Genomic DNA, 26,757 nt, shown 5'->3' with positions numbered 1-26,757 from the left:
TCGACTTGAGCTCGCCGAGAACGGGGAGTGGGCCGAAACCTCATTCGAGCCGGAGGTTATCGAGGTCGCGTGCGCGACCGGTCTCGTCGAATCCCGGAGCGTGCGCGGCAATGCGGAGCTGAAGCCCCGGCTCAATCGCGTGGGCGCGGTGTCCGTCGGGGGCGACGAGCTGATCGTCGCCCCGAAGGCGCCGTTCTCCTCCGTGCTGTTCATGCTCGCCTACGCCCGCGATCCCGGCTTCCGCCCGGACGAGGTCTCGGGTGGGGGCGTCGCGCTCTTCCCCGCGATCGCGGAGACCTATGCGCGCGTGATGGAACGAGCGCTCGGTCGTGGCGTCCTGCAGGGATACCGCCGCATCGATGAGAGCGCCCTGACCGTCCGCGGGCGGATCCGCTTCTCGGACCAGATCTCCCGCCGAGGCGGGCAGGTGCTCCCCATCGAGCTCTCCGTCGACGAGTACACGACCGACATCGCCGAGAACCAGATCCTCCGCGCGGGCGCTCGGCTGTTGCTCGCCGTACCTCGTGTGACGGAGGACGCCCGGCGCCGTCTCGCGCATCTCGAGTCGCGACTCCCGGAGGTGTCCGTCCTGCGCTCCGGGGGAGTGATCCCGGCCTGGCAGCCATCGCGGCTCAACGACCGCTACCACTCTGCTCTGCGCTTCGCGGAGGCGATCCTTCGTCGGGTCAGTCCGTCGACCACCGGGGACGGGAGACCTGTCGCGTCGTTCGTCGTCGATATGGCGGAGGCGTTCGAGGGCTTCGTCACCGCGGCGCTCTCGGCCTCGTTCACGGAATCCTCCGGAGGAGTCAGCACCGCGCAGTACGTGACCCGTCTCGACGAGGAGCGGACGCAGACCATACGTCCCGACTTCGTGAACTCTCGCGGTGGAGTGCCGCACGTCGTGGTGGACGTGAAGTACAAGACGGGTGCCGTGCGAGTAGAGGATCTGTACCAGATGCTGGCGTACTGCACCGTCCTCGAACTGGACGAGGGAACGCTCGTCTACGTGGCCGACCTCGACGATGCCCGTTCGAGGATCTCGACCATGCGCGGGGCGGGCATCCGGATCAGGATCGCCAGGTTGGACGTGTCCCTTCCGCCCGAGCAGATGTTGACCCGGCTCCAGAGCCTCCGATCGGAGCTCGAGCGGACGGGCCCCGTCGCTACCGCACCATCCGCACCGTGACCATCTCCGCCCCCTGGTACATCCGCCGCTCCACCCCGCCGTCGCGCGTGAACCCGTTGCGCCGGTAGAAGGCCTCAGCGCGCGGGTTGTCGTCAGCGGCCCAGAGGTAGGCGGGGGAGTCGCCGACGGCCGCGTCGAACAGGGCCTGGCCGGCGCCCGAGCCGTGGGCGGAGGCGACCATGTTGATCGCGTAGAGCTGGAAGGGGCGGGGCGGATCCTCGTCGCGCGCCGGTCCCGAGAGGGCGAAGCCGACGATCCGGTCGCCGATGAGCGCGACGAAGGGCGGCGCTGCGGACGAAGAGGTCAGCGTGCCGCGCCAGTCCTCGGCGCGCGCCGCGACGTCGAGCCCGTCGAGGTACGACGCCGGCAGCAGGTGCGCGTACGTCTCCTGCCAGGTGCGGATGTGGACCTCGGCGATCCCGTCGGCGTCGGCGGGCACGGCGGGGCGGACGGTCGGGGCGGCGGTCATGCCGACACGATACGGGTGCCGTCCGCCGTGGACGGGCCGTCGATGCGAGACCGGGCCGTCGATGCGAGACCGGGCCGTCGATGCGGGACCGGGCCGGGAACGCGGACGGTCGCGGACGCATCGAGGGGTGGGGCGCATCCACCCCACCCTCGACCACCCGTCGCTACCGCGCCGTCGCGCGCTCCCGCTCCCGGAGCTCCACCGCGACGGATCCGGCCGCGTCGTCCTCGCCGCGGGAGCCGGACCCGGAGCCAGCCCCTGCCCCAGCCCCGGCCCCTGCCCCGGCCCCGGCCCCGGCCCCGGCCCCTGCCCCGGCCCCTGCCCCAGCCCCGGCCCCTGCCCCGGCCGCAGCAGCACCCCGCCGCCCCGCGACCGCCTCCCGCGCCGGATCCTTCGCCGCGAGCGCCGCCGCGATCGTCAGCACCGCGTACAGCCCGATGTACGCGCAGAGGATCCACGGGGATCCGCCGCCCCACTGCAGGAACAGCACCGCGAGCAGCGGGGTGAGGCCGACGGAGAAGATGCTGCCGACCTGGTAGCCGAGCGAGACGCCGCTGTAGCGGACGCCCGTCGGGAACTGCTCGGCGAACCACGCGGCCTGCGGGCCGTAGATCGAGTCGTGGAACACGTTCATGCCGAGCGCGAAGACGAGCGGCAGGAGCAGCAGCGGCCCGGAGTCGAGGAACGCGAAGAACGGCCAGATGAGTATCCCGATGCCGGCCGCGCTCGCGATGGTGAGGCGGCGGCGGCCGACCCGGTCGGAGATCCAGCCCCAGAGCGGCGTCGTCAGCACGCTGAGCGCCGAGACGAGGAGCACCGACGTGAGAGCGACGCCCGAGTCGCCGCGCTTCTGGGCGAGGTAGGAGAGCGTGTAGACGGTGAGGATCGAGTAGAGCGCGGGCTGCACGAGGCGGAGCCCGGCGGTGATGAGCACGGCACGCGGGTGCTTCCGCAGCACCACACCGAGCGGGAAGCGCTCCACCTGCCCGGCGGCCTTGATGTCGCGGAACTCGGCGGCGTCCTCCACGCGGAGGCGGATCACGAGGCCCACGGCCACGAGCACGGCGCTGAGGAGGAACGGCAGGCGCCAGCCCCACGCGAGGAACGTCTCCTCGCCGAGGCCGAAGCGCGTGGCCGCGAAGACGCCGGTGGCCAGCAGCATGCCGCCCGCGGATCCCATCTGCGTGAACGCGCCGAAGAGGCCGCGGCGGTGGGCGGGGGCGTGCTCGACGGACAGCAGCGCGGATCCGCCCCACTCGGCACCCGCCGCGATGCCCTGCACGAGACGCAGGAAGACGAGGCCGACGACGCTCGCGAGGCCGATGGTCGCGTAGGTGGGCAGGACGCCGATGAGCGTCGACGCGATGCCCATGAGCACCAGCGAGTAGACGAGCATGCGCTTGCGGCCGATGCGGTCGCCGAGGTGCCCGGCGACGATCCCGCCGATGGGCCGCGCGAGGAACCCCACGCCGTACGCGGCGAACGACGAGAGCAGGCCGACCGCGGGCGTCTGGTTCGGGAAGAACTGGCTGCCGAACACGAGCGCGGACGCCGTGGCGTAGAGGTAGAAGTCGTAGTACTCGACGGTGGTGCCGATGAACGACGCCGTGAGGACGCGGCGTCGGCGGCGGGACACGTCGGCCGGAGCCTCGGGCGCGGCGGGCGAGGCGGGTCCGCCGGGCGGCGTGGCGGGCGGTGCGGCGGATGCGGCGGGCGGGGCGGTGGTCATGGCGTCTCCAGCGGTGCGGCTGCGGTGCAGGGGGAGGCCGGGCGGGGATCCGCTCGGGTGCCGCCCACCGTGGCCCGTGATCCCCCGCATGGGGAAGGCCCGCGGTCACGCCGCGTAACGCCCGCCGGTCACGGGACGTCACACGCGGAGGGGACTGCGGAGCGAGCCGAGCGCGTCACGGCGGACACCGCACCGGCGGACGCCCCGCACGCACGAGGGCGGTCGGCGGGCATCGCGCCCACCGACCGCCCTCGGGGCGTGGTGTCCCGTCAGTTCGCGACGGCCGCCGCCAGGTCGTACGCGTCGTGCTCCGTGCCCTGCCAGACGGGGCCGAGCACGTGGCTGCTGTCGCCGTAGTGCTCCGCGACGTTGGCGAACTGCGGGCCGTCGGCGGTGTCGCCCGCGAAGACGGGGCTGCCGGAGGATCCGGCGTTCATGTCGCAGGGGAGCGCGAACTCCTCCACGGACACGCCCTCGGTCAGGCCGCCGCACCGCTGCAGCGTCTGGCCGTCGAAGCGGCCCGCGGCCGGGTAGCCGTAGACCGCCGCGCGCTCGGCGTTCGACTGGTCGAACAGCACGGGCGAGGCACCCACGACGCTCTGGATGTCGCGACCGGAGGCATCCCGCTTCACGGCGAGGAAGCCGCTGTCGTCGAACTGGTCGTTCTCGTTGCGCTCGTACCAGCCGGAGGGGACGTAGCCGGTGATGATCGGCCACGCGCCGGAGGCCGAGGGCCCGGAGTCGAAGCCGGGGTAGAAGATCATGTGGTCCGAGAAGACCTGGTGCTGGGTGATGCAGTGGCCCGCGGTCGCGATGGTCGACCGATTCGCCGACTCGACCACGTTGGCCGTGCACGCGTAGCCGACGCCGGCCTGCATGTAGTACATCCGGCCGATGTGGGAGACCGGGGCCGCCGGGACGGCGCGGGCGGAGTCCGCGGCGGCGTCCGGGCGCACGGCGTCGGAGCGGGCCGCGTCGTCCGACGTGGCGGTGAGTGCGTCCGCGTCGATCGCGGCGGCGCGGCGTTCGGACGTCCAGAACGCGACGGCGTCGTCTGCCTGCGCGCTCGTCACGTCGACGGCGACCCGGACGGCGTCGGCCCTCGGCGCGATCGCGGTCGCGTGCTCGGCGGCGGTGGCCGACGACGCGGCGCCCAGGAGGGCGGCGCCGAGGCAGACGGCGGCGACGGCGGTGAGGCGCCGTCGGGCGGGGGGAGCGGTGCGGTGGGACATGGGATCCTCTCGGGAGCACTGGGGTGGGGACCGGGCGCGGACGGCGTCCGCGCCCGGTCGATGCGTCGTGGAGCCGTGTCGGCTCCGGGATCACACGGCGATGGCCGCCGTGAGGTCGTAGGCGGACTCCGCGTCGTCCTGCCAGAGCGGACCGACGTTGTGCGTCCCGTCGGACGACAGCTCGGCCACGTTCCCGAACTGCGCGCCGTCGGGCCCGTCGCCCTGGAGGATCGGGCCGCCGGACACGCCGCCGGTCATGTTGCAGGCGAGGTCGATCTGCATGGCCGAGGTCGCGTGGCCCGGGCCGGCGCAGCGCTCCAGCTCGCTCCCGTCGAAGGGGGGCCCGGCGGGGTAGCCGTACATGCTGGCCTCCTGCGCGGCCGGCTCGAAGAAGCGGACGGGGGACGCACCGGCGACGCTCTGGAGGTCGTCTCCCGCGGCGTCGTGGCCGACGGCGAGGAACGCCGTGTCCTCGGCCTGGTCGCCGTCGTTCCGCTGGTACCACCCGGTCGTGACGTTTCCGCCGACGACGGGGAACTCGCCGACGGCGGGCTGGCCCTCCTCGTAGCCCGGGTAGAAGACCATGTCGGTCGAGAACACCTGGTGCGAGGTGAGGCAATGGCCGGCGGTGGCGATGGTCGACCGGTTCGCCGACTCCACCACGTTGGCGCTGCAGGAGAAGTAGTCGCCGTCCCGGTGGATGAAGAGGCGGCCCATGTGCGACACCGGCGCGATCCGCTGCGCGTTCGAGACGGCGGATGCGGCCGACGCGGCGAGCGCGTCGTGGGCGGGCGCGGATCCGCTGACGCCGTCGAGGTCGAGGTCGATGGCCGCGGCGCGACGCTCCGGGGTCCAGACCGCGACGGCGGACGCGGCCTCGGCGCTCGAGACCGAGAAGCCGACGGCCGACGCCGAGCCGGACGCGGAGATGGCGGCGACGGCGGGTGCCGTCGACTCGTGGGCGGACGCCGCGGAGGCGACGCCCAGGAGGGCGGCCGTGAGGCCGATGACGGCGACGGCGGCGAGGGGCCGGCGTGCGGAGGGGGTGATGCGAGAGGGCATGGAGCATCTTTCGGAGAGGGCCACGGCTCGTGGCGGAGACGACGCGGACGGTCGTCCGCGCCGTGATGCGGGTGGTGCCTGTCTCCTGGTGCGGCGATCCCGACGGCGGATGCCGGCGGTGGGGGACGACGTCGCCCGCGTGACGCGGAGCGCTCGTCGTCCCCCGTGCGGGATCAGGTCCCGATCGCCCCGGTGAGGTCGTGCGCCGACTGCGCCGCCGCCTGCCAGAGCGGACCGATGTTGTGGGTGACCGTGTAGTCGTACTCGGCCACGTTCGAGAACTGCGCGCCATCGCTGCCCGCGCCGGCGAAGATCGGGCCGCCGGAGACGCCACCCGTCATGTCGCACGCCAGGTCGATCTGCGCGGTGCCCGCTGCCGTGCCCGTGCCGATGCACCGGTCGAGGTGCTCGCCGTCGAAGCGCCCGACGGCGGGGTAGCCGTACGCCGAGACGAGCTGCGTGGCCGGCTGGTCGAAGAGCACGGGCGATGAGCCGACCACGCTGGCGACGGTGTCCCCGTCGCTGTCGGGCGCGACGGCCATGAAGGCCGTGTCCTCCGCCTGGTCGTCGTCGTTCTTCTGGTACCAGCCGGTGAGCACGTTGCCGCCGACGACGGGCCAGACGCCGTAAGGGGAGCCGCCCGACTCGTACTGCGGGTAGAACACCATCTTGGTCGAGAAGGTCTGGTCACGGGTGACGCAGTGCCCGGCCGTCGCGATGGTCGAGCCGTTCGCGGAGTCGACCACGTTCGCCGAGCAGAAGTGGCCGGAGCCCTCCTGCACGTAGTAGATGCGACCGATGTGCGACACGGTGGCGACCTGCTCGGCCTGGTCGTTGGTGCGCGCGGCGTCCGAACTCACGGCGTCCGATGCGGCGTCGCCGGAGCCGGAGTCCTCCGTCGCGGCGGCCAGGCGCTCGGGCGTCCAGTAGGCGACCGCGTCGGAGCCCTGCGCGGCGGGCACCGCGACGCGGACGACGGACGCGGACGCGTCCCGGTGGGCGGCGGACGCGGGTGCCGCGGCGCCGAGGAGGGCGGCGCCGAGGCAGACGGCAGCGATCGCGGCAGAGGTTCGACGGTGCGAACGCGGGTGATGGGGGTGCATGAGGGACCTTCCTGGCGGGGGAGTGACGGCGCGGACGAGCGTCGGCGCCGGAGGGGGCAGGTGCAGGTGCAGGTGCAGATGGAGAGGAGGGCACGGGCCGGGCGCCAGATCGTGGCCCCGCGTCCGTGTGCGCTGACGGTAGCGGCTGCTGGGGCGTTCCTGTGTGCGCGGTGCACAACTCCCATGTGACGGACCGCTACATCCGCCGGGCCCGCATTTCCCCACCCGTGCGACGCTGGGATCCCGACGAGAGGACCCCCATGCCCGACGCCCGGCCCCCGCTCCGCTTCGCCGCGTTCGTGATGAACACCGCGAGCCACATCCAGCACGGGCTGTGGCGCCACCCGTCGGCGCGGCAGCACGAGTTCGACGACGTGCGCCTGTGGGTCGACCTCGCGCAGACGCTCGAGCGAGGCCGCTTCGACGCCATGTTCTTCGCGGACGTGGTCGGGCTCTACGGTCCGGGCGACGGCGCCTACGACGTGAACGCGCGCGAGGGCCTGCAGTTCCCGAGCAACGACCCGTCGGTGCTGATCTCGGCGCTCGCCGTGAGCACCGAGCACCTCGGCTTCGCGTTCACGAGCTCCGTGCTCCAGGCGCACCCGTTCGACTTCGCGCGCAAGGTCTCGACGCTCGACCACATCACGCGCGGGCGCATCGCCTGGAACGTCGTGACGAGCGCGCTCGACGGCGCCGCCCGCAACTTCGGGCACGACGGCCTCGAGGACCACGACGCCCGCTACGCCTGGGCCGACGAGTACCTCGACGTCGTCTACAAGCTGTGGGAGGGTTCGTGGGACGACGACGCGCTCCAGCGCGACAAGGCGCGCGGGGTGTTCTCGGACGCGTCCCGGATCCACCGCATCGACCACGAAGGGCCGCGCTACAGGGTGGCCGGCCCGCACCTGTCGTCGCCGTCGCCGCAGCGCACGCCCGTGCTGTTCCAGGCCGGATCCTCGCCCGTGGGCCGCCGGTTCGCCGCCCGGAACGCGGAGGCGCAGTTCATCCTGTCGTCGACGCCCGAGAAGACCCGCGCCCTCATCGAGGACACCCGGGCGCTCGCCGTGGACGCCGGACGCCGGGCGGACGACCTCTCCTTCTGGCTCGGGCTCTCCTTCATCACGGGCAGCACGGAGGAGGAGGCGAAGCGCAACGAGGCCGAGATCGACGAGTACCTCTCGGCCGACGGGTTCCTCCTGCACTCCAACCTCGGCTTCGACCCGAAGACCGGCGAGCAGCTGGATCCGGCGACACCGCTCTCCGAGGTCGAGACGCAGGCCGGGCAGAGCCACCTGAACTGGCTGCGCGAGGCGTCGCCCGACCGTGAGCCGACCATCGCCGACCTCGCGCGGCTCTCCGCGAAGCTGCGCGGTCGCGTGGTGGGCACGCCCGAGCAGATCGCGGACGTGCTCGCGGGCTGGCAGGAGGCGGGCGTCGACGGCATCAACGTCATCAACTGGACCCTGCCCGGCAGCTACGAGGACTTCGTCGACCACGTGACGCCGGTGCTCCAGGAGCGCGGCCTCCAGCAGCGCGAGTACGCACCCGGCACGCTCCGGCACAAGCTCACGGGACGCGACCGGCTGCCGGAGTCGCACCCGGCGGCGGCCTACCGGGGCGCGTTCTCGTGACGGTCGCCTCAGCGTCGGGCTCCTCCACCGCCGAGCTGCGGGCCGAGTTCCTGCCGCTGTTCGACCGGATCCGCGAGGGCGCCGTCGCCCGCGAGCGTGCCCGGGAGCTCGCGTTCGACGCCGTCGCGCTGCTCCGCGAGGCGCGGTTCGGTGCGATCCGCCTGCCCGTCGTCGACGGCGGTCGCGGTGCGTCCCTGGCACAGCTCGTGGAGCTCGTCATCGAGCTGTCGGCAGCGGACGCGAACGTCGGCCATCTGCTCCGCGGCCACTTCGGCTACGTCGAGCTCGTGCTGCGCCGGCCGCCGGGTCCGGCACGCGAGGAGTGGATCCGCCGCATCGCGTCCGGCGCCATCGTCGGGAACGCCACCAGCGAGCAGACCGGGAACACGCTCGCCGACATCTCGACGACGCTCACGGAGCGCGACGGCCGCTGGCTCCTCGACGGCACCAAGTACTACTCCACCGGCACGCTCTACTCCGACTGGATCTACCTGGCCGCCGGTCGCGCAGCCGCCGACGGCGTCGAGCGCGTGACGCTCGCGATCCCGACCGATGCGCCGGGCGTCACCGCGGTCGACGACTGGGACGCCTTCGGCCAGACGCTCACCGCGAGCGGCACGACGACCTTCGAGGCCGTGGAGGTGGATCCGGCGACCGTCACCGCCTACCGCGAGGCGCCGCTGAGCCACATCCAGGCCTTCTACCAGCTGTACCTCGTGGCGGTGCTGGCGGGGATCGCGCAGGAGGTCGAGCGCGACGCGGTGGCCTTCGTGCGCAGCCGCACGCGCACCTACATCCACGCCACCGCGGCGCTCCCGAAGGACGACCCGCAGGTGCTCGAGGTCGTCGGCCGGATCTCCACGGCCGCCTTCGCCGTGCGCGCCACGACGCTCGCGGCCGCGTCCCTGCTCGACGAGGCCGTCGCGAGCGCCCCGCCCGGCGAGGCGCTCGACCGCCCGACGCTCGACGCCGCCGAGAACGCCGTCTACCAGGCGCAGGTGCACGCGGTCGACCAGGTGCCCGCCGCCGCGACCCTGCTGTTCGAGGTCGGGGGAGCGTCCGCCACCTCCCGCGAACGCGCGCTGGATCGGCACTGGCGGAACGCGCGCGTCGTCGCGAGCCACAACCCGGCCGTCTACAAGGCCCGCGCGATCGGCGAGTTCGCGGTCGCGGGCCGCGGGCCGGTCGGCGCGTGGGCGGCCTACGACAGAGTGGGCGCGACGCCCTTCCCGCGTTGACGGGGCCCCGCGCTGACGGGGCCCTGCGCTGACGGAGCCGGCCGGGTCCGCGGCGCCAGCACCCGCCGTCAGTGGACCGAGAAGCCGCCGTCGACCGCGATGGTCTGACCGGTGACGTACGCGGATCCCGGCCCCGCGAGGAAGACGGCGGGCGCCGCGAAGTCGGCGGGCGAGCCGTTGCGGCCGACCAGGGTGCGCGCTGCCAGCGCGGCGACCGTGGCCGGATCGGAGCTCAGCCGCTCGTTCAGGGCCGTGGGCACGAAGCCGGGGACGAGCACGTTGGCGGTGACCCCGTGGGCCGACCACGCCTCCGCCTGGGAGCGGGCGAGCGCCTCGACGGCGGCCTTCGACACCCCGTAGGCGCCGCTCGCGGCGAACGCGCGCTGCGCCTGCTGGCTGCTGACGTGGATGACGCGGCCGTGGCCGCGCTCCGCCATCGCGGGCAGGAGCCGCTGGCCGAGGACGAACGGCGCGTCGAGGTTGACGGCCATGGTGGCGTCCCAGACCTCCTCGTCGAGCTCGGCCGGGGGCGGGCGGAGGTTGATGCCGGCGCAGCACACCAGCACGTCCACATCGCCCGCCGCGAGCGCCCGGTCCGCGAGCAGGTGCGCGCCTGGCCGGGTCGAGAGATCGGCGACGATGCCGTCCGCCGCCCCGCCCCGTGCTCGGATCCCCGCCACCGCGAGGTCGATCGTGGCCTCGGTGCGCGCGGCGACGAGCACGTGCGCGCCGGCCGCGGCGAGCGCCTCGGCGATGGCCCGTCCGATCCCGGAGCTGCCGCCGGTCACCAGCGCCGTGCGTCCGTCGAGTCCGAAGAGCTGCTGCAGGTGCATCGGGTCAGGGTACGGTGCGCACGAGCGGCAGGAGGCGATCGCCTGCTGCTGCGCTCCCCGCGGCCTTCGTCGGCGCCGGCTTCCTCCTCACGACGCTGCCGTGAGCGGGGCCGGGTCGCGCGCCTCCCCGAGGGAGACGCGCGACCCGCACGGGATCAGGCGACGTGCGCCTGCGCGGCCCGGTACGCCGCCTCGATGACGCGGTCCCACACGGGCGCGACCACGAGCGGCTGATCCTCCAGGCCGCCGGACAGCACGCTGTACTGGCGGGCGCCCGGGCCGGATCCGTCGAACAGCGGCGCCCCGGACGCGCCCTCCTTCATGTCGCAGTCGAGCTCCTGGCCGGACTGGCCCTCGAGGTGCGTGGCGCGGGCGGTGCCGCTGCAGAGGAACGGCGCGTCGCCCGTGAAGCGGCCCGACGCCGGGTAGCCGATGATGGTCGTGTAGTGCGTGAGCTTCTGGTGGAACTCGACCGGGGACGCGCCGACGGCCTCCGTGAGGGTGCGCCCGTCGGGGCTGCCGACCGTGAGGAACGCCGTGTCGCGCGCCGGATCCAGCGTCTCGCGCCAGCCCGCCGCGAGCGTCACCGAGGTGACCGGCCACACGGTGTACGGCTGGCCCTTCATGTAGCCGGGCACGAAGACCATCCTCGACGGGTCCTTCCCGGGGAACGCGCAGTGGCCCGCGGTGGCCACGGTGAGGCCGTTCTCGGACTCGACGGCGTTGCCCGTGCAGCTCATCTCCTTGCCGTCGACGACGTACGCGACGATGCCGATGTGCGGGACGGGGTCGACCTGCTGGGCCACCGGGATCACCGGCCGGGCGCGGCGCTGCTCGCGGGCGGCGGAGGTCGTGAGCTCGTCCGCGGACGGGGTGCCGTCCGGCGAGGTCGGGGTGCCGGTCACGCGCGTGAGCTCGGGGGATCCCGCGCCCTCGAGCCGCTCGGGCGTCCAGAAGGCGACGGCCTCGGCCGCCTCGGCGGCGGAGCGGGTGACGGTCGCGGGGGCGGGCACAGCGTCGTCGGCGGTGGCGGACGATGCGGGGGAGACGGCCACGAGGGCGAGGAGGCCGGCAGCGCCCGCGACCACGGCGAGGGCCGGGCGGCGGAGGAGCGTGCGGGCGAGGATCCGTGCGGCGGTGCGGGACGCGTGCGTCATGGGCAGCCTTTCCGTGGGGGAGCGACCGCCGGACCGGCGGCCGAGGCATCGACGGTAGCCGTCGGCGGCACCTCCGCGAGCGGACGCCGAACAGCCGACGCGGCTGGAGGCGGACCGAGACGAGGCGACGGATGCGGCCGCGCGCGGCCGTCGCACGGCGCGGGCGACGGCGCGACCGGCCCGCGCGGCGCGTCAGACTGGGGGCATGACCTCGCGCCCCGCCTCCCGCCCGACCGACGCCGATCAGCGGGCGGCGGACCCGCGCATCGCCCCGGACGGAGGCCGCCGCTCGGTCCCGCGCACGCTCGCGCGGATCCTGCTCGGCCTCGTGCTGATCATGGCCGGCACCGGGCACCTCACGGTCGCGCGGGAGTCGTTCCAGGCGCAGGTGCCCACCTGGCTGCCGATGGATCCCGACTTCGTGGTGCTCGCGTCGGGCGTCGTGGAGATCCTGCTCGGCCTGTCGCTCGTGCTCCTCGGGCGCTGGCGCATCTGGGTCGGGCTCGTGGTGGCCGCGTTCTTCGTCGCGATCTTCCCCGGCAACATCTCGCAGCTCGTCACCCGCACGCCCGCGTTCGGCCTGGAGACCGACGCCGCCCGCGCCATCCGCCTGGTGTTCCAGCCGCTCCTCGTGCTCTGGGCGCTCTGGTCGACCGGCGCGTGGTCGGCCTGGCGGAAGAGGCGCGCCCGCCGCTGACCGGGGTCGAGCGGCGGGCGCGGTGCTGCTCCGAGCGGAGCGGACGGGCGACGGCTAGAGGCCGAGGCGCAGGCGCTGGACGGCGCGCTGCGCGGCGACCGTGCGGTGCCCGATGCCGTACCAGGCGATGGCGCCGACGATCGGCACGAGCACGAGCGCGGCGATCCAGAGGTCGCGGGAGAGCCCCGCGAGCGTCCGGTCGCGGACGACCTGCACGAGGGCCGTCACGATGAGCGCGACGTAGGCGAGGGCGAGCGGCACGACGACGAGCCCGGCGATCAGCGCATCCGACATGGTGGTTCCTCCTCCGTGTGCGTGTCCGGTCGACCCTACCCGCGGGCGGTCCCGACACGCGAGAGCAGGGCGGCCGTCGCGGCCTTGACGCCCGTCTCGATCGTGCCGGCCATGGTCGGCGCGAACTGCGGCGTGTGGTTCCCGGGCGGCGGGGTGGCGCCGCCGAACGCCTCGGGCTCCACGCCGCCGAACGCCCAGTAGACGGTGGGCACGCCGATGGCCTCCCCGAGGATCCCGAAGTCCTCGCTGCCCATGATGGGCGGCGACTCCTTCACCATGTCCTCGCCGAGCTGCGCCGTCAGCGCCGCCACGACGCCGCGCGTCGCCTCCGGGTCGTTGCGGTTGAGCGGGAACGAGACGATCTCCTCGATCTCCGGCTCGGGCGCCCCGCTCGCGGCCGCCTCGGCGAGGATGATCCGCCGCACCGACGCCAGCACGCGCTCGCGCACGGCCGGGTCGAAGGTCCGGATGCTGAGGCCGAGCACCGCGTGCTCGGGGATGATGTTCTCCTTCGTGCCCGCCTGGAACGTGCCCACGGTCACGACGGCCGCGGCCTGCGGGTCGAGCTCGCGGGCGACCACGGTCTGCAGGCGCAGCACGATGGCGCTCGCGGCGACGATCGGGTCGATGGAGTTCTGCGGCTGCGAGCCGTGCGCGCCGCGGCCCTTGACGGTGACTCTCCACGAGTCGGACATGCTCATGAACGCGCCCTCGCGGGTGGCGACCATGCCGACGGGGAGCGGGAAGACGTGCTGGCCGAGGACCACCTCGGGGCGCGGCGCCCTCTCCCAGAGGCCGTCGGCGAGCATCGCGCGGGCGCCCTCGCCGGTCTCCTCGCCGGGCTGGAACACGAACACGATCGTGCCGGCCCACACGTCGCGGTTCGCGGCGAGCGCCTGCGCGGTGGTGAGCGCGGCGGCGACGTGGAAGTCGTGGCCGCAGCCGTGCATCGTGGGCACCTCGGTGCCGGAGGGGTCGATGCCGGTGTCGCGGCTCGCGTGGGCGAGACCGGTCTCCTCGAGGATGGGGAGGCCGTCGGTGTCGGCGCGGAACGCGACCACGGGGCCGTCGCCGTTGCGGAGGATCCCGACCACGCCGGTGCCGCCGCAGCGGCTCGTCTCGGCGCCGATGGCCTCCAGGTAGGCCTCGATCGCGGCGGCGGTCGCGTGCTCCTGCATCGACAGCTCGGGGTGCGCGTGCAGCGAGCGGAACAGCTCGTGCGCGTCCCGCACGTCGTCGTCCAGCAGGGTGACACCGGGGTGCACGTCCATCGGGGATCCTCCTCGTAGGTGGGTGGCGTCCCTCGTGGGGACCTCTCCCTCCAGGCTATGCCCGGCCTCGGGGGCGGATCCCGGCGGGCCGAGCGGGGTGGCCGTCCGGCGCTGCACTGCCCGGGCTCGCGTGCCGGGCCTCAGTCGAGGAGATGCGCCGTGTCCCCGAGCGTCGCCACGGTGCGGTTGTGGAACACGTCGTCCTCCACCAGGTGCGTGATGCTGCCGGCCGGCAGGCGGAACGCGACCACGTCGAGCGCGGTCAGCGGCATGCCGATCCACCGGGCGATGACGAACGTGCCCGACCCGCCGTGCGTGACGACGACCACGTGCGGCGCCGGGTCGGCCATGACGGCGCCCATCCCGCGGTAGACGCGGGCCACCCACTCGGCCTTGGACTCGGCGCCCGCGAGCCCCTCGTCGTGGTGCATCCGCTCGCCGATCGCGGGCGGCGGGACGAAGCGCTCCCGGAACCAGGCGTCCGGCTGCCCCTCGCCCTCGCCGTAGGACTTCTCGCGCAGCTCGGGCACCGCCACCGGGCGTCCGCCGACGCGCGCGGCGACGGCGTCGGCGGTCTGCCGGGTGCGGCGCAGGTCGGACGTGAGGATCGAAGTCCCCGCGGGCACGCGCGCGGCGACGGCATCGGCGATGCGGTCGGCCTGGTCGCGCCCGCGCGGCGTGAGCTCCGAGTCGTGCCAGCCGCCGACGCGCCCCTCGACGTGGTGCGTCGCCTCCGGGTGCGTCACCAGGAGGATCTCCCTCACGCGGGCTCCTCGGGTCGCGGGAGTGGATCGAGGAGCGCCGGGTCGCGGATGATGCCGATGGGCGTCGTATCCAGCCGCACCGACTGCACGACCACGCGCTTCGAGCGGCGGCGGAGGTGGCGGCGGGCCTGCGGGGTCGCGAGGAGGCTGCCGAGCACGAGGCCCGCGCCGATCGCGAGCGTGGTGGCCATGGCGCCGACGAACGCGCCCGTCGCGCCGGAGGTGCCGGCCATAGAGTTGAGCAGCGCCGAGGCGACCGCGAGCGACGGCAGGAGGGAACCGCAGAAGGCGGGCACCGCGATGGCCGTGGCCGACACCCGGAGGCGCGCCGCGACCACCGTCCCGAGCGCGCCGAGCAGCGTCGCGACGAGGAACGTGCCGGCGAGCAGCGGCACGCCCGCCGTGCGGAGGACGTAGAGCGACGTCGTGCCCACGAGCGCGACGGCGATGGCCACGGGCATCACGCGCGCGTTGGCGCCCTGCGTGATCCCCGTCGCGCCGGCTGCGAAGAACGTGGTGATGAGCAGCATCCAGAAGGGCAGGGCGCGGAGGGTGATGTCGGTCGGGTCGACCTCGATGTCGACGCCCGCGGTGAGCGCCAGGCCGCCCGGGATGCCGACCGCGATGCCCGCGACGATGAGCACGATGATCATCGCCCGCGACAGCGCCATGGCCCGGAACCCGGAGATGGCGTCCTGCGCCCACGTGACGATCGTGACGTGGGGGAGGATCAGCACCACCACGGCCGCGACCATGGCGGCCGCGCTCCCGGCGGGCATGATGCCCGACCAGATGGCGAGCGTGCCGATCGCGGCGACGGCGGCCGACTGCACGGCCACCACGAAGAAGGGCGGGATGCCGCGGCGGGCGAGCTGCCGGCCCAGCACCATCGAGCCGATCATCAGGAGGAACGCGCCCACGGCGCCCGCGAGCGAGCCGCCGGCCTGCAGCGAGACGGAGACGCCGAAGAGGCCCATGGACGCGTCGGTGATCCACGACGGCCAGCGCGGCGGCGACTTCAGCACCTCGACGAGGCCGTCGACGGCGCTCGTCATGTCGCGGTCGTCGTGGAGGAGCTCGTCGACGATCTGGTACACGAGCGACAGCCGGTGCAGGTCGCTGCCCTCGGCCGTGACGACGCGCAGCTTCACGAGCGGCGGGCCCTCGTGCGGCGCGTACTGGATCGTGATGGCCGTGCCCGTGATGTCGAGCTCGAGCGGCGCGAGGTTCCACTTCGTGCTCACGGCGACGATGGCGATCTCGACGGCGCGCACGTCGGCGCCGGATGCGAGCATCACCTCGCCGAGGTCGAGGCAGAAGTCGACGATCTGGCGCGGGGAGTAGAGGTCGCCGAGGCGGCCGTGGGCGGGCTCGGTGCCCTCGTAGATGGTGCCGCGGAGGCGCGCGCGGACGTCGCGCATCTCCTGCGGGTTGACGCGGCGGCGGCGCTGGCGCGGCGGACGCGCGGCGCCGGGGTCCCGGCGGGGGCGCCGCGGATCCGCGGGCGGCGGGGTGGTGCTCAGCGCGATCAGCGCTCCGTTCGGTTGCCGGCCCGCGTGGAGCGGGGGCGGATGGTGGATCGGTCCCACCCTAGGCGTCACGAAGGGGACACGCCCGCGCGGCGCCCGACCCGGAAGGGGTCGGACGCCGCGCGGGAGGAACGGACGGGTCAGCCCTTGGGGCAGGAGCTGAGCGACGCGCTGATGGGCCCCTCGACCTTCGGGGCCGGGCAGATGAACTTCGTGTACTCGTGGTTGTCGTCGAGGAAGCGCTTGAGGAACGCCGTGACCGCGACGCGGATCGTGGCGACCGGCACGTGCTCGCCGGCGGCGTGGCCGAGGCCCTTCAGCTCGAGGTACTGCTTCGGCGTGCCGACGGGGATGGAGTCGTAGATGGGCTTGCCCATGTACTTCGGGTCGGCGACGTCGTCCTTCTGGCCGGTGATGACGAGGCTCGGCGTCGTCATCTTCGGGTACGACGGGGTCGTCGCGTTCGGGTCGTTCACGTCGGGGATGTCGAACGGCATGAGCCCGATCGCGGCCTTGACGGACGGACGAGCCTGCGCGGCCTGGAAGGTGCCGCCGCCGCCGAACGAGTAGCCGATGAAGCCGAGGTCCTTCGCGGAGACCAGGGACTTCACCGCGCTCTGGTCGGTGAGGTAGTCGGCCGCGGCGAGGATCTCGGTGGCGCGCTGGTCGGGGAGATCGCCCACGTCGAGCGTGTCGATCGCGAAGGCGACGAAGCCCTGCGAGGCGACGAGCTCCGCCATCTCCTTCTCGTCGGCGTTCGTGTCGGTGAAGCCGGGCGTGATGACGACGGCGCCGAGGACGGGCTTGCCGGTGTCCTGCGGCGTGTAGATGACGCCGCCGCCGAACGTCTTCACGGCCGTCTTCGGGACGACGGTGGTGCGGACCGCGAAGGGCGCGTGGTGGTGGTTCTGGGCGACGGTGCTGTGCGAGGTGGACGCGCGGTGGGCGGGCGCGGAGGCCTGCGCGGCGGTCGGGATCGCGAGCGTGGCGACGAGCGCGACGGTGGCGACGGCCGCGGAGCGGCGGAGCGGGGAGGACATGACGGACATGGGTGTCTCTCTGTTCGTGGTGAGGGGGAGCCCGGGCAGACGCCTCGGGCAGGGTGCTGCTGGACGTTAGGGGCTCGCGCCTGGGAATGCGTGCCGGTCATCCCCAGCTGCGATGCCTGGGGATGAATGCCCCGCTCGATGCCCCCGTGTGCCTCACGCGGGCGCATCAGGCGACCCGGGCGTCCGCTCCCGCTGCGCGCCACCATGCGAGCCGGGATCCGCACCCGAGCGGGACCTCCCGACCGCGCTCAGTCGAGCAGCGCGCGCACGTCGGCCAGCGTCAGCCCCGCCGCCGCGGCGATGCGGTGCTCGTCGAGCCCGTCGGCATGCGCGGCCCGCACGCCCTCCCGGAGGTCGGCGAAGCCGCGCGCGTACCCGGCCGCCAGCTCCGCGAGGCGCGCGGCGTGCGCGTCCCGGGACGGATCGCGGGCCGGTGGCGTCGCGCCGACGGCGATCACCCAGTCGGCGTCGGGGTGCCGCGCCCGGAGCACCAGCCGCCGCACCGTGGGGAGGTCCGGCGCCGACCAGTCGAGCCCGCCGAGGTCCGCGAGCGGCACCCACCGCAGCTCGTCGTGGTCGGTGCTCGACGTCGGCGGCTCGCCGACCGGATCCGCCAGGTAGCACGAGAGGTCGATCACCCGGTCGCCGACGGGCACCTCGGAGCGGTCGACGACCGCGCCGACCGTCACGTCGATCCCGAGCTCCTCGCGGATCTCGCGCGCGAGGGCCTCCTGTGGCGTCTCGCCCGGCTCGACCTTGCCGCCGGGGAACTCCCACGTGCCGGCGCCGGACGTGTGGGGCGCCCGGCGGCAGGCGAGGGCGCGCCCGTCGCGGATCAGCACGGCCGCCACGACCTCGAGTCCCGCCATGTCGCGCCTCCGTCCGGGCCGTCCGCCCGCGTCGACGCTACCGGCCGCGCCCGGGGCGGCGGCACCCGCCCTGTACCGTGGGGGTCCGGCATCCGCCGCGACGAGAGGCTCACGCACGTGAAGATCAGCCATCAGCGTCACTTCGTGGTCGCCGCCGAGGTGCTGCACCACCCGAAGGCGGCGGATCAGCTCGGCATCTCGCGCGCGAAGCTCGCCTCCTCCATCCGCGCGGTCGAGGAGCACTACGGCAAGGCCGTGTTCGACCCGCAGAGCACCGAGACGCGGCTCACGAAGACCGGCCGCCTCGCCTACGAGGAGGCGCTCGAGGAGCTCGCGAAGCCGTCCACCCCGCCCGAGGCGCCGAAGCCGCCCGCCGGCGGCAAGGCGAAGGCCTCCAAGGGGCAGGGCCGTGCGCCCGTGGTCAAGGGCCAGCCCAAGCCGTACAAGCGCACGCAGGGGCGCTGACCCGGGATCGGATGAGCGCCCCTGCGCGAGCGGTGGTGCGTCCTACTTCTTCAGGAACTCCAGCACGGCCTGGTTCCACTCCTCGGGGTGGCTGACCGTGACGCCGTGCGGCGCGTCCTCCACGACGTGCAGCTCGGAGCCCGCGATGGCACGGTGGGTGCGCTCGCCGGATCCCTCGAACGGCACGGTCGCGTCGCTGTCGCCGTGGATGACGAGCGTCGGCACCGTGACCTTCGTGAGGTCGTCGCGGAAGTCCGTGGTCGCGAAGGCGGCCATCGACGCGAGCGCCGCGTGCTTCTTCGACTGGTGCGCGAGGGCGATGGCCTCCTGGCGCTCGGCCTCCGTGACCTTCAGCACCCCGTTCGCCGAGAAGAACCCGGTCGTGAACTCGTCGTAGAAGGAGTCCTCGTCCTTCGTGAGGCCGGCGGTCATCTCGGCGGCGGCGTCCTTCGTGAGCGGGCCGTCCGGGTTGTCGTCGGTCTTCTCCAGGTACGGCGGCACGGCGGACGCGAAGACCACGCTGTGGAGGCGCTCCTCGCCGCGGGTGCCGATGTAGCGGGCGATCTCGCCGCCGCCCATCGAGAACCCGACGAGGGTCACGTCGCGGAGGTCGAGCGCGGTGAGCAGCGCGTCGAGGTCCGACGCGAAGGTGTCGTAGTCGTAGCCCGTGAGCGGCTTGTCGCTTCGGCCGAAGCCGCGGCGGTCGTAGGTGATGACGCGGTAGCCGGCGGCCTCGAACGCGGGCACCTGCTTCTTCCACGACTCGCCGGACAGCGGCCAGCCGTGGATGAGGACGACGGGGCGGCCGGATCCGCCGGTGTCGTCGACGTGCAGGTTCGTGTCCTTCAGGAGCCCGTGGTGGGCGGTGATCTCGGTCATGCGATCGTCCTTCCGTCTTCGGTGGGTTCGTGCAGCGCTGGGTCGCTCCGGAGCCGTCCGCCGGGCGGTGCGGTTCCCGGATCACCTGCGGCACGCACCGGGGCGCTGCCAGCAGGATGGACCCATGACCGAAGCCAACTCCTCCTACCGCGCCGCCCGTGACCTCCTGCAGGAGATGCGCACCGACCGGACAGGCGCGGCGGCGCGCTTCGCGTGGCCGGACGTGGGGGAGTCCTTCAACTGGGCCGTCGACTGGTTCGATTGCGTAGCGCGGGGGAACGACCGGGTGGCGCTGCGCGTCGTGGCGGGCGACGGCTCCGAGCGGAGCGTCACCTTCGACGAGATGGCGACGCGCTCCGACCGCGTCGCGACCTGGCTCGTGGGGCTCGGGGTGCGCAAGGGCGACCACGTCATGCTCATGCTCGGCAACCGGGTGGAGCTGTGGGAGACGATGCTCGCGATCATGAAGGCGGGCGCCGTGATCCTGCCCACCTCGACCGTGCTCGGCTCCGCGGACCTCGCCGACCGCGTCGAGCGCGCGGGCGTCCGCGCCGTGATCGCCGACGCCGCGCACACCGCCGTGCTCGACGAGGTGCCGGGCGCGTTCCTGCGCATCGCGATCGGCGCGAGCGACGACGCGCCCGCGACCGCCGGCTGGACCGACTACCGCGCGGCCGACCACGCGCCCGCCGAGCCGGTGCGCGTGGCCGTCGCGTCCACGGATCCGGCGCTCGTCTACTTCACCTCGGGCACCACGAGCAAGCCGAAGATGGTCGTGCACACGCACGTCTCGTACCCGGTCGGGCACCTGACGACCGCGTACTGGCTGGGCCTGCGGCCCGGCGACGTGCACCTCGCCATCAGCTCGCCCGGCTGGGGCAAGCACGCGTGGAGCTGCTTCTTCGCGCCGTGGATCGCCGAGGCCACCGTGTTCGTGCACGACTACGCGCGGTTCGACGCGCACGCGCTCGTGGAGCAGCTCGACCGCGCGGAGGTCACGACGTTCTGCGCGCCGCCGACCGTGTGGCGGATGCTCATCCAGGCGGGCATCCGTGAGCGGCCGGGGAGGCTGCGCGAGATCATGTCGGCCGGAGAGCCGCTCAACCCCGAGGTCATCGCGCGCATCGAGGAGTGGTGGGGGCTCGTGATCCGCGACGGCTACGGCCAGACGGAGACCACCGCCATCGTCGCGAACGCGCCCGGCGACCCCGTCGTGCCGGGCTCGATGGGCACGCCGCTGCCGGGCGTCGACCTCGTGCTCGTGGACCCGGTCACGGGCGAGCGCGCCGACGAGGGCGAGATCTGCCTCGACCTCGCCACCCGGCCCGTCAACCTCATGGCCGGGTACCTCGGCGACGAGGAGCGCACCGCCGAGGCGATGCGCGACGGCCTCTTCCACACGGGCGACGTCGCCCGACGTGATCCGGACGGCACCATCACCTTCATCGGCCGCACCGACGACATCTTCAAGTCCTCCGACTACAAGATCTCGCCGTTCGAGGTCGAGAGCGTGCTCATCGAGCACCCGGCCGTCGCCGAGGCCGCGGTCGTCGGCGCGCCGGATGCCGTGCGGCTCAACGTCGCCAAGGCCTACGTGCACCTCGCGGCCGGATGGGAGCCCGACGAGGAGACCGCGCTCGCCGTGCTGAGGCACGCGCGCGAGCGGTGCCCGGCGTTCATGCGCGTGCGCCGCGTGGAGTTCGGCGAGCTGCCGAAGACGGCCTCGGGGAAGATCCGGCGGGTGGAGCTCCGGCAGCGCGAGGTCGACGCCGCCGACGCGGGCGAGCGGCTCGTCGGCGAGTGGCGCGACGACCAGTTCCCGGGGCTCCGGGCGCGCTGATCGCCGGCGCCCGGACCCGTCGTCGCGGCGGGCGACGACGCGCCCCCGACGGCCGGTAGCATCCCGTCATGCCCCTCGCGTCCTCGCCCGCCCCCGAGCCGCGGCGGGCCGCCCGGTGAGGGAGAACCCGTCGTACGCGCTCGAGGACGAGGGCGAGATCCGCCGGCTCGTGACGGAGAACCCGTGGGCCACGATCGTCAGCGGCACGGGCGCCGGGCTCGTCGCCTCGCACTACCCGGTGCTGCTCGATCCGGCTCGCGACGACCTCGTGCTGCTCACCCACGTGGGCCGTCCCGACGAGCGGATCCACGAGCTCGGGCTCCGCAGCGGCCCCGACGGCGAGGTGCTCGTCATCGTGCAGGGCCCGCACGGCTACGTCTCGCCCGGCTGGTACGACGCCGACCCCGCCGTGCCCACCTGGAACCACATCAGCGCGCACCTCACCTGCCGCGTCGAGATCCTGTCGGCCGAGGAGAACCTGCGCGTGCTGGGGCAGCTCGTCGACCGCTTCGAGGACCGGATGCCCGAACCGCGCCGCATGGCGGGCACGGCCGCCGACGCCGCCTACTCCGCGCGCATCAGCGCGGGCACCGTGGGCCTCCGGCTCGTCGTCACGCGGTTCGTCGCCAAGGCCAAGCTCAGCCAGGACAAGCCGCCGCACGTGGTCGAGCGCGTGCTCCACGAGCTGGAGCACGGCGCGGAGTACCCGGACCGGGCGCTCGCCGCGGAGATGCGCCGGGCCCGGGCGCGCGACGCCGACGGATCCGCCGAGGGCGACGCGTGAGCGCGCTGCTGCTCGCGGGCGGACGCGTGGCCGGGTCAGCCGCGCCCGTCGACGTGCTCGTGCGCGACGGGATCGTCGCGTCGGTCGGGCCCGCCGGATCCGCCGACCCCGCCGGAGCCGAGGTCCGCGCGCTCGACGGCCGGTTCGTGATCCCCGGCCTCTGGGACAACCACGTGCACTTCACGCAGTGGACCAAGGTGTCCCGCCGCCTCGACCTCTCCCGGGTGTCGTCCGCCGCGGAGGCCGTCGCGCTCGTGCGGGACGCGCTCGCCGCGCGCGTCGCCGCGTCCGGCGGCGCCGTGACGGGCCCGGGCGGCGGCGTCCGCGAGGCGCTCGTCGGCTACGGGTTCCGCGACGGCCTCTGGCCCGACCTCCCCACCAAGCACCTGCTCGACGCCGTCGCGGGCGACACCCCCGTCCTCCTCGTGAGCGGCGACCTGCACTGCTGCTGGGCGAGCTCGGCGGCCCTCGCGCCGCACGGCTACGGCGACCACCCGACCGGCCTCCTGCGCGAGGACGACTGCTTCGCCTTCATGTACCGCGTGGAGGAGGGCGACGCCGCCTCGCTCGACGCGCAGGCCGTGGAGGTCGCCCGCGACGCCGCCCGCCGCGGGGTCGTCGGCGTGGTCGACCTCGAGATCGACTGGAACCCGGATCGCTGGCGCCGCCTCGCCGCCCTCGGGCACGGCGCCCTCCGCGTGGAGTGCGGCATCTGGCCGCAGGACCTCGACCGGGCGCGCGACGAGGGCCTCCGCACCGGCGACGTGATCCCGGGCACGCACGGCCTCGTGCGCGTCGGGCCCGCGAAGGTCGTCACCGACGGATCCCTCAACACCCGCACCGCGTACTGCTTCGACCCGTACCCCGACCTCGACGGCCAGGGCGGCGACGCGCACGGCGGCGCCTGCGGCACGCTCTCCGTGCCGCCCGAGGAGCTGCGCGGGCTGATGCTGCGCGCCGCCCGGCAGGGGCTCCGGCCCGCCATCCACGCCATCGGCGACCACGCCAACCGGCTCGCGCTCGACGCGTTCGCGCACCTCGACGAGGAGCTCCGGGGCACGCACCGCGACGCGGACGGCACGTCCGGATCCATCGAGCACGCCCAGCTGCTCACGCACGAGGACGTGGCGCGCTTCGCGGCGCTCGGCGTCGTCGCGAGCGTCCAGCCCGAGCACGCGATGGACGACCGCGACGTCGCCGACGTCTACTGGGCCGGCCGCACGGGCCGCGCGTTCGCGCTCGCCGACCTCCGCGCCGCGGGCACGCGCCTCGCGCTCGGCTCCGACGCGCCGGTCGCGCCGCTGGATCCGTGGGCCACGATGTCCGCCGCGGTCGGCCGGTCGCGCGACGGCCGGGCGCCGTGGCACCCCGAGCAGGCCATCGACCGGGCCGCCGCGCTCGACGCGTCGGTGCGCACGCGCGTGGCGCCGGGGGAGCGGGCCGACCTCGCGATCGTGGAGCGGGATCCGCTCGCCGACGCCACCACCGCCGACGACCTGCGGGCCATGCGCGTGTCCGCCACCCTGCTCGGCGGCCGGTTCACGCACGACACGCTCGGGAGCTGACCCGAGGAACACCGCGCGGGCGCCGGGCGTTGGGCAGGGCATGAGAGCAATCGCCTACACCCGCACCGGTGCCCCCGACGTCCTGCAGCTGGTCGACCGCGACGAGGCCGCGCCCGGCCCCGGCGAGGTGCGCGTCCGCATCGTCGTCTCGGGCGTGAACCCCACCGACTGGAAGTCCCGCGACGGCGGAGCGCCCGGCCAGGAGCTGCCGTTCCCCGAGGTCGTCCCGAACCAGGACGGCGCGGGCGTCATCGACGCCGTCGGGCCCGACGTCACGGACCTCGCCGTCGGCAACCGCGTCTGGATCATGCTGGCCGCCCACGGCCGCCCCACCGGCACCGCGCAGGAGAAGACGGTCCTCCCGGTCGACCGCGTCGCGCCGCTGCCCGACGGCCTCTCCTTCGACCTCGGCGCCAGCCTCGGCGTCCCCGCCGTCACGGCGCACCGCGCGCTCACCGTCTCCGAGGACGGCCCGTCGCGCCTCGCGCCCGGCGCCCTCGCCGGGAAGCACGTGCTCGTCGCCGGCGGCGCGGGCGCGGTGGGCCACGCGGCCATCCAGCTCGCACGCTGGGCCGGCGCCACCGTGATCACCACGGTCAGCTCGCCCGAGAAGGCCGCGCTCGCGACGGCCGCCGGCGCGCAGCACGTCGTGGACTACAAGCACGGCGACGCGGTGGCCGAGATCCGGTCCATCGCGCCCGACGGCGTCGACCTGATCGTCGAGGTCGCGCCCGCGCAGAACGCCGGGCTCAACCAGGCGGTCGCCAAGAACCGCGCCTCGGTCGCCGTGTACGCGAACAACGGCGGCGACACCGTGACGCTCCCCGTGGTCGACAGCTTCGTGAAGAACCTCCGCTACCAGTTCCTGCTGCTGTACACGGTGGGCCGCGACGCGCTCGACACGGCCCGCGCGGACATCCACCTCGCGGCTCTCGACGGCGCGCTGCCCGTCGGCGAGGAGGCCGGCCTGCCGATCACCCGCTTCGCGCTCGAGGACGCGGCGGCCGCGCACCGGGCGGTCGAGGACGGCGTGACGGGCAAGGTGCTCATCGACGTGACGCCCGCCTGATCCTCCCCCCACGACGGCGATGGCCGCACCGCCTCGGGCGGTGCGGCCATCGGCCTGTCGGGCGTCGTGCGTCGGCGCGGTCTACTCCAGGGCGCGGCGGGAGCCCGGCGCGCGTGCGATGAGGCCCTGCATGATCAGCGGCGCCAGCGCGCTCGCGTTGAGGCAGGTGGAGATGAGGAACGCGATCGCGAGGAGCGTCGCGGGGATTCCCCACGCGTCGGCCATGAGGTGCAGCCCGAGCACCGCGAGCGCGAGCACGAGCAGCAGCCACGAGGATCCGCGGGACCACTGCGGCAGGCGCGGCGCGGCGAGCGCGACGAGCGCCATGATCCCGGCGTTCACGACGGCGATGACGAGAGCGGCGCTCACGCGGCCGCCCTTCCGGGTGGTGCGATGGATGTCCTGGCGTGCTCGTGCATGGTGTCGTCCCCCTTCGACGGGCCGGTCGGCCTGCTCCCACTCTGACGCGACGGGAGCGTCCGGTGAAGTCGTCGGAAGGGGGGACACGCGACCGCCCGGGCGCGTCGTCAGGGCGCGGCGACGACCGTCGGCGCGAGACCTGCGAGGTCGAGACCCACGTCGACCACCACGACCCGGCCCGCGAGCGCCCGCGCCGGCCCCCGCAGCAGCCCGGCCTTGCCCGCGCCGAAGGTGACCGTGACGTCGGCGGGCAGCACCGTCGGATCCGGCACCGCGCCGTCGTCGCAGCCGACGCCGCTCGGGAGGTCGCACGCGATCACGCGCGGGCCGCCCTCGTCGGCGACCACGGGCAGGAGCGCGGCGACCACGCGCCGCGCCTCCCCGCGGAGCGCCGGATCCACGGTCGTGCCGATGCCGAGGATCCCGTCGACCACGAGCGCCGACGACGCGCCGAGCGCCGCCACGGCCGCGTCGTCGAGGTCCTCGGCCCGGTCGACGCGGATGCCCGCCGCGGCCGCCTGCGCGGCGCTGTCCTCGTGGATGCGGGAGGCCGTGCGGATCACGCGCACCTCCCGGCCCTCCCGCCCGAGCTCCGCGGCCGCGAGCAGCGCGTCGCCGCCGTTGTTCCCGGCGCCGACCAGCATGAGCACGGATCCCATGGGCGCGAGCTCCCGGCACGCGCGGGCCAGCCCCGCGGCGGCGACCCGCATCAGCTGCGCCCCGGCGGCGAGCAGCGGCGCCTCGGCGGCGCGGATGTCGGCCGCCGCGTACCCGTCCCCGCGCCGCCCCACTACGGCGCGATCTCGTCGACGATCAGCTCCGCCCACGCCCGGTACACGCGTCCGTACAGCGTGTCCTGCGGATTCGGCGCCGAGAACTCCGGGATGCGCCACGTGGGGAACGGGACGCTCGCGGTGCGCGCGTGCCGGGCGACGACGCGTCGCGTGCCGCGGTTGAGGGCATCCGCGTGCCGGCCGATGGCGCCGGCGATGAGCGGGGGTGTCGCCGGCGAGTCCTGCAGCGGCGGCACCTCCGCGATCAGCACGAGGGCGTCCGCGGGCATGCGCGCGTGCACGTCCGCGATGCACGCGTCGAGGAGCGACTCCCAGAGCGGCGTCGGCGTGAAGCGGATCGCGTCGCCGATGCCGAGCACGATGACGGCCACGTCGGTGCTCGCCCAGGCGGGGAAGGCGTCGAGTCCCGGGCGCCAGGAGCGCACGGTGAAGTCGGGGAACGGCTGCACGGCCCAGAACACGCCGCGGCCGGTGCGCACCGACAGCTTGTGGGCGACCTGGCCGGCGATGCCGAGGTCGTGCGAGACGGTCTGGTAGCCGACGGCCGTGCCCTCGCCGACGACGGCGAGGCCGTACGGATCCGGCCCCGGCTGCGAGCCCGTGGGGGAGTCGCGCGGGAAGGTGGCGCGGCGCATCTCGCGGTAGAGCAGCCGGTACTGCACGCGGCCGACGGTGGCCGAGCGGAGCGCGGCGAGCGGACCGGAGACCAGGGCGAGGAGTCCGCGGGACGCACGCGGATGCGCTGCGCTGCCCATCGCCGCCCGTCCTCCCTGGTGCCCGCCCGTGGCGAGCCCGAGACGCAGGATATCCCGAGCCCGGGTCCGC

General features: G+C 74.3%; 26 protein-coding genes. 9 read left to right on the top strand and 17 right to left on the bottom strand.

Annotation, left to right across the window (positions count from 1 at the left end):
• Positions 1 to 100: 100 nt before the first annotated feature.
• A complete protein-coding gene (locus ACU4ZT_RS10285; protein WP_445337114.1) occupies positions 101 to 1,189 on the top strand; it encodes an McrC family protein in 1,089 nt (362 codons plus the stop codon).
• Here ACU4ZT_RS10285 and ACU4ZT_RS10280 read toward each other — a convergent pair.
• The 5 genes from ACU4ZT_RS10280 to ACU4ZT_RS10260 all read right to left on the bottom strand — a co-directional run bounded on the left by ACU4ZT_RS10280 (position 1,167) and on the right by ACU4ZT_RS10260 (position 6,784).
• Positions 1,167 to 1,658 (bottom strand): GNAT family N-acetyltransferase, encoded by a 492-nt coding sequence (locus ACU4ZT_RS10280; RefSeq protein ID WP_445337113.1) that lies wholly within the window; start codon positions 1,656 to 1,658, stop codon positions 1,167 to 1,169. The two genes, ACU4ZT_RS10285 and ACU4ZT_RS10280, sit on opposite strands and share 23 nt — an antisense overlap.
• A gap of 163 nt (positions 1,659 to 1,821) precedes the next feature.
• A complete protein-coding gene (locus tag ACU4ZT_RS10275) occupies positions 1,822 to 3,387 on the bottom strand; it encodes an MFS transporter (RefSeq protein WP_414763468.1) in 1,566 nt (521 codons plus the stop codon).
• A gap of 269 nt (positions 3,388 to 3,656) precedes the next feature.
• Positions 3,657 to 4,619, bottom strand: coding sequence for a trypsin-like serine peptidase (locus ACU4ZT_RS10270; RefSeq protein WP_414763467.1), 963 nt, complete (start codon positions 4,617 to 4,619; stop codon positions 3,657 to 3,659).
• Positions 4,620 to 4,709: 90 nt separating this feature from the next.
• Entirely contained in the window at positions 4,710 to 5,681 is a 972-nt protein-coding gene (locus tag ACU4ZT_RS10265) for a trypsin-like serine peptidase (protein WP_414747834.1), read from the bottom strand.
• A gap of 173 nt (positions 5,682 to 5,854) precedes the next feature.
• On the bottom strand, positions 5,855 to 6,784 hold the full coding sequence (locus ACU4ZT_RS10260; RefSeq protein WP_063072201.1) for a trypsin-like serine peptidase: 930 nt from the start codon (positions 6,782 to 6,784) through the stop codon (positions 5,855 to 5,857).
• Positions 6,785 to 7,044: 260 nt separating this feature from the next.
• Here ACU4ZT_RS10260 and ACU4ZT_RS10255 point away from each other — a divergent pair, with 260 nt between their 5' ends.
• Positions 7,045 to 8,415, top strand: coding sequence for an LLM class flavin-dependent oxidoreductase (locus tag ACU4ZT_RS10255; RefSeq protein ID WP_063072200.1), 1,371 nt, complete (start codon positions 7,045 to 7,047; stop codon positions 8,413 to 8,415).
• The gene (locus tag ACU4ZT_RS10250; RefSeq protein WP_445337112.1) at positions 8,412 to 9,653 is read left to right on the top strand and encodes an acyl-CoA dehydrogenase family protein; all 1,242 of its coding nucleotides are present in this window, start codon (positions 8,412 to 8,414) and stop codon (positions 9,651 to 9,653) included. Before ACU4ZT_RS10255 ends, ACU4ZT_RS10250 begins: the two co-directional genes overlap by 4 nt.
• A gap of 68 nt (positions 9,654 to 9,721) precedes the next feature.
• Here the strand turns inward: ACU4ZT_RS10250 and ACU4ZT_RS10245 are convergent, their stop codons facing one another.
• Together ACU4ZT_RS10245 and ACU4ZT_RS10240 are read right to left on the bottom strand one after the other, a co-directional pair.
• Positions 9,722 to 10,486 (bottom strand): SDR family NAD(P)-dependent oxidoreductase, encoded by a 765-nt coding sequence (locus ACU4ZT_RS10245; RefSeq protein WP_445337111.1) that lies wholly within the window; start codon positions 10,484 to 10,486, stop codon positions 9,722 to 9,724.
• A gap of 155 nt (positions 10,487 to 10,641) precedes the next feature.
• Positions 10,642 to 11,643, bottom strand: coding sequence for a trypsin-like serine peptidase (locus tag ACU4ZT_RS10240; protein ID WP_445337110.1), 1,002 nt, complete (start codon positions 11,641 to 11,643; stop codon positions 10,642 to 10,644).
• 205 nt (positions 11,644 to 11,848) lie between these two features.
• Here ACU4ZT_RS10240 and ACU4ZT_RS10235 point away from each other — a divergent pair, with 205 nt between their 5' ends.
• Positions 11,849 to 12,340 (top strand): DoxX family protein, encoded by a 492-nt coding sequence (locus ACU4ZT_RS10235; protein ID WP_414747838.1) that lies wholly within the window; start codon positions 11,849 to 11,851, stop codon positions 12,338 to 12,340.
• Positions 12,341 to 12,394: 54 nt separating this feature from the next.
• Here ACU4ZT_RS10235 and ACU4ZT_RS10230 read toward each other — a convergent pair whose 3' ends face one another.
• From ACU4ZT_RS10230 to ACU4ZT_RS10205, 6 genes are all read right to left on the bottom strand, one after another.
• On the bottom strand, positions 12,395 to 12,634 hold the full coding sequence (locus ACU4ZT_RS10230; RefSeq protein ID WP_414747839.1) for a PLDc N-terminal domain-containing protein: 240 nt from the start codon (positions 12,632 to 12,634) through the stop codon (positions 12,395 to 12,397).
• Positions 12,635 to 12,669: 35 nt separating this feature from the next.
• Positions 12,670 to 13,905: an amidohydrolase gene (locus ACU4ZT_RS10225; protein WP_445337109.1), complete on the bottom strand. Its 1,236-nt coding sequence runs from the start codon at positions 13,903 to 13,905 to the stop codon at positions 12,670 to 12,672.
• Positions 13,906 to 14,045: 140 nt separating this feature from the next.
• Positions 14,046 to 14,669: a histidine phosphatase family protein gene (locus ACU4ZT_RS10220; RefSeq protein WP_414763462.1), complete on the bottom strand. Its 624-nt coding sequence runs from the start codon at positions 14,667 to 14,669 to the stop codon at positions 14,046 to 14,048.
• Entirely contained in the window at positions 14,666 to 16,090 is a 1,425-nt protein-coding gene (locus ACU4ZT_RS10215; RefSeq protein WP_254654549.1) for a threonine/serine exporter family protein, read from the bottom strand. Before ACU4ZT_RS10215 ends, ACU4ZT_RS10220 begins: the two co-directional genes overlap by 4 nt.
• Before the next feature lie 248 nt (positions 16,091 to 16,338).
• Positions 16,339 to 17,247, bottom strand: coding sequence for a dienelactone hydrolase family protein (locus tag ACU4ZT_RS10210; protein ID WP_270981666.1), 909 nt, complete (start codon positions 17,245 to 17,247; stop codon positions 16,339 to 16,341).
• Between the two features lie 248 nt (positions 17,248 to 17,495).
• Positions 17,496 to 18,116, bottom strand: a complete 621-nt coding sequence (locus ACU4ZT_RS10205) for a (deoxy)nucleoside triphosphate pyrophosphohydrolase (protein ID WP_445337108.1) — start codon at positions 18,114 to 18,116, stop codon at positions 17,496 to 17,498.
• 117 nt (positions 18,117 to 18,233) lie between these two features.
• On the opposite strand from ACU4ZT_RS10205, the gene ACU4ZT_RS10200 reads away from it, so the two are divergent.
• On the top strand, positions 18,234 to 18,581 hold the full coding sequence (locus ACU4ZT_RS10200) for a LysR family transcriptional regulator (protein ID WP_063072188.1): 348 nt from the start codon (positions 18,234 to 18,236) through the stop codon (positions 18,579 to 18,581).
• 42 nt (positions 18,582 to 18,623) lie between these two features.
• On the opposite strand, the gene ACU4ZT_RS10195 is transcribed toward ACU4ZT_RS10200, so the two are convergent.
• Positions 18,624 to 19,460 (bottom strand): alpha/beta fold hydrolase, encoded by an 837-nt coding sequence (locus ACU4ZT_RS10195; protein ID WP_063072187.1) that lies wholly within the window; start codon positions 19,458 to 19,460, stop codon positions 18,624 to 18,626.
• Positions 19,461 to 19,584: 124 nt separating this feature from the next.
• On the opposite strand from ACU4ZT_RS10195, the gene ACU4ZT_RS10190 reads away from it, so the two are divergent.
• The 4 genes from ACU4ZT_RS10190 (at position 19,585) to ACU4ZT_RS10175 (ending at position 24,718) form a co-directional block, all read left to right on the top strand.
• Positions 19,585 to 21,300: an AMP-binding protein gene (locus tag ACU4ZT_RS10190; RefSeq protein WP_445337107.1), complete on the top strand. Its 1,716-nt coding sequence runs from the start codon at positions 19,585 to 19,587 to the stop codon at positions 21,298 to 21,300.
• 115 nt (positions 21,301 to 21,415) lie between these two features.
• Positions 21,416 to 22,084: an FMN-binding negative transcriptional regulator gene (locus ACU4ZT_RS10185; protein ID WP_063072185.1), complete on the top strand. Its 669-nt coding sequence runs from the start codon at positions 21,416 to 21,418 to the stop codon at positions 22,082 to 22,084.
• Positions 22,081 to 23,649 carry an amidohydrolase gene (locus ACU4ZT_RS10180; protein WP_063072184.1) on the top strand — a complete coding sequence of 523 codons (1,569 nt, stop codon included), beginning with the start codon at positions 22,081 to 22,083 and terminating at the stop codon, positions 23,647 to 23,649. Before ACU4ZT_RS10185 ends, ACU4ZT_RS10180 begins: the two co-directional genes overlap by 4 nt.
• 40 nt (positions 23,650 to 23,689) lie before the next feature.
• On the top strand, positions 23,690 to 24,718 hold the full coding sequence (locus tag ACU4ZT_RS10175; RefSeq protein ID WP_445337106.1) for an NADPH:quinone reductase: 1,029 nt from the start codon (positions 23,690 to 23,692) through the stop codon (positions 24,716 to 24,718).
• Between the two features lie 81 nt (positions 24,719 to 24,799).
• Here the strand turns inward: ACU4ZT_RS10175 and ACU4ZT_RS10170 are convergent, their stop codons facing one another.
• From ACU4ZT_RS10170 to ACU4ZT_RS10160, 3 genes are all read right to left on the bottom strand, one after another.
• Positions 24,800 to 25,087 (bottom strand): hypothetical protein, encoded by a 288-nt coding sequence (locus tag ACU4ZT_RS10170; RefSeq protein WP_063072182.1) that lies wholly within the window; start codon positions 25,085 to 25,087, stop codon positions 24,800 to 24,802.
• A gap of 158 nt (positions 25,088 to 25,245) precedes the next feature.
• Positions 25,246 to 25,929, bottom strand: a complete 684-nt coding sequence (locus tag ACU4ZT_RS10165) for an NAD(P)H-hydrate epimerase (protein WP_445337105.1) — start codon at positions 25,927 to 25,929, stop codon at positions 25,246 to 25,248.
• Positions 25,929 to 26,687 carry an SGNH/GDSL hydrolase family protein gene (locus ACU4ZT_RS10160; protein ID WP_063072179.1) on the bottom strand — a complete coding sequence of 253 codons (759 nt, stop codon included), beginning with the start codon at positions 26,685 to 26,687 and terminating at the stop codon, positions 25,929 to 25,931. The genes ACU4ZT_RS10165 and ACU4ZT_RS10160 overlap by 1 nt, the downstream gene beginning before the upstream one ends.
• Positions 26,688 to 26,757 lie beyond the last annotated feature (70 nt).

Source organism: Clavibacter davisi (assembly GCF_052751415.1).
Note: the sequence above shows the minus strand (reverse complement) of the source record. Positions and strands in the feature narration are given on the sequence as shown.

Coding starts and splice junctions, on each gene's coding strand:
- ACU4ZT_RS10215 (WP_254654549.1), bottom strand. CDS start 16,090: ATGCGCGACGTCCGCGCGCGCCTCCGCGGCACCATCTACGAGGGCACC.
- ACU4ZT_RS10265 (WP_414747834.1), bottom strand. CDS start 5,681: ATGCCCTCTCGCATCACCCCCTCCGCACGCCGGCCCCTCGCCGCCGTC.
- ACU4ZT_RS10260 (WP_063072201.1), bottom strand. CDS start 6,784: ATGCACCCCCATCACCCGCGTTCGCACCGTCGAACCTCTGCCGCGATC.
- ACU4ZT_RS10160 (WP_063072179.1), bottom strand. CDS start 26,687: ATGGGCAGCGCAGCGCATCCGCGTGCGTCCCGCGGACTCCTCGCCCTG.
- ACU4ZT_RS10240 (WP_445337110.1), bottom strand. CDS start 11,643: ATGACGCACGCGTCCCGCACCGCCGCACGGATCCTCGCCCGCACGCTC.
- ACU4ZT_RS10275 (WP_414763468.1), bottom strand. CDS start 3,387: ATGACCACCGCCCCGCCCGCCGCATCCGCCGCACCGCCCGCCACGCCG.
- ACU4ZT_RS10280 (WP_445337113.1), bottom strand. CDS start 1,658: ATGACCGCCGCCCCGACCGTCCGCCCCGCCGTGCCCGCCGACGCCGAC.
- ACU4ZT_RS10195 (WP_063072187.1), bottom strand. CDS start 19,460: ATGACCGAGATCACCGCCCACCACGGGCTCCTGAAGGACACGAACCTG.
- ACU4ZT_RS10210 (WP_270981666.1), bottom strand. CDS start 17,247: ATGTCCGTCATGTCCTCCCCGCTCCGCCGCTCCGCGGCCGTCGCCACC.
- ACU4ZT_RS10190 (WP_445337107.1), top strand. CDS start 19,585: ATGACCGAAGCCAACTCCTCCTACCGCGCCGCCCGTGACCTCCTGCAG.
- ACU4ZT_RS10175 (WP_445337106.1), top strand. CDS start 23,690: ATGAGAGCAATCGCCTACACCCGCACCGGTGCCCCCGACGTCCTGCAG.
- ACU4ZT_RS10255 (WP_063072200.1), top strand. CDS start 7,045: ATGCCCGACGCCCGGCCCCCGCTCCGCTTCGCCGCGTTCGTGATGAAC.
- ACU4ZT_RS10235 (WP_414747838.1), top strand. CDS start 11,849: ATGACCTCGCGCCCCGCCTCCCGCCCGACCGACGCCGATCAGCGGGCG.
- ACU4ZT_RS10205 (WP_445337108.1), bottom strand. CDS start 18,116: ATGGCGGGACTCGAGGTCGTGGCGGCCGTGCTGATCCGCGACGGGCGC.
- ACU4ZT_RS10225 (WP_445337109.1), bottom strand. CDS start 13,905: ATGGACGTGCACCCCGGTGTCACCCTGCTGGACGACGACGTGCGGGAC.
- ACU4ZT_RS10270 (WP_414763467.1), bottom strand. CDS start 4,619: ATGTCCCACCGCACCGCTCCCCCCGCCCGACGGCGCCTCACCGCCGTC.
- ACU4ZT_RS10245 (WP_445337111.1), bottom strand. CDS start 10,486: ATGCACCTGCAGCAGCTCTTCGGACTCGACGGACGCACGGCGCTGGTG.
- ACU4ZT_RS10230 (WP_414747839.1), bottom strand. CDS start 12,634: ATGTCGGATGCGCTGATCGCCGGGCTCGTCGTCGTGCCGCTCGCCCTC.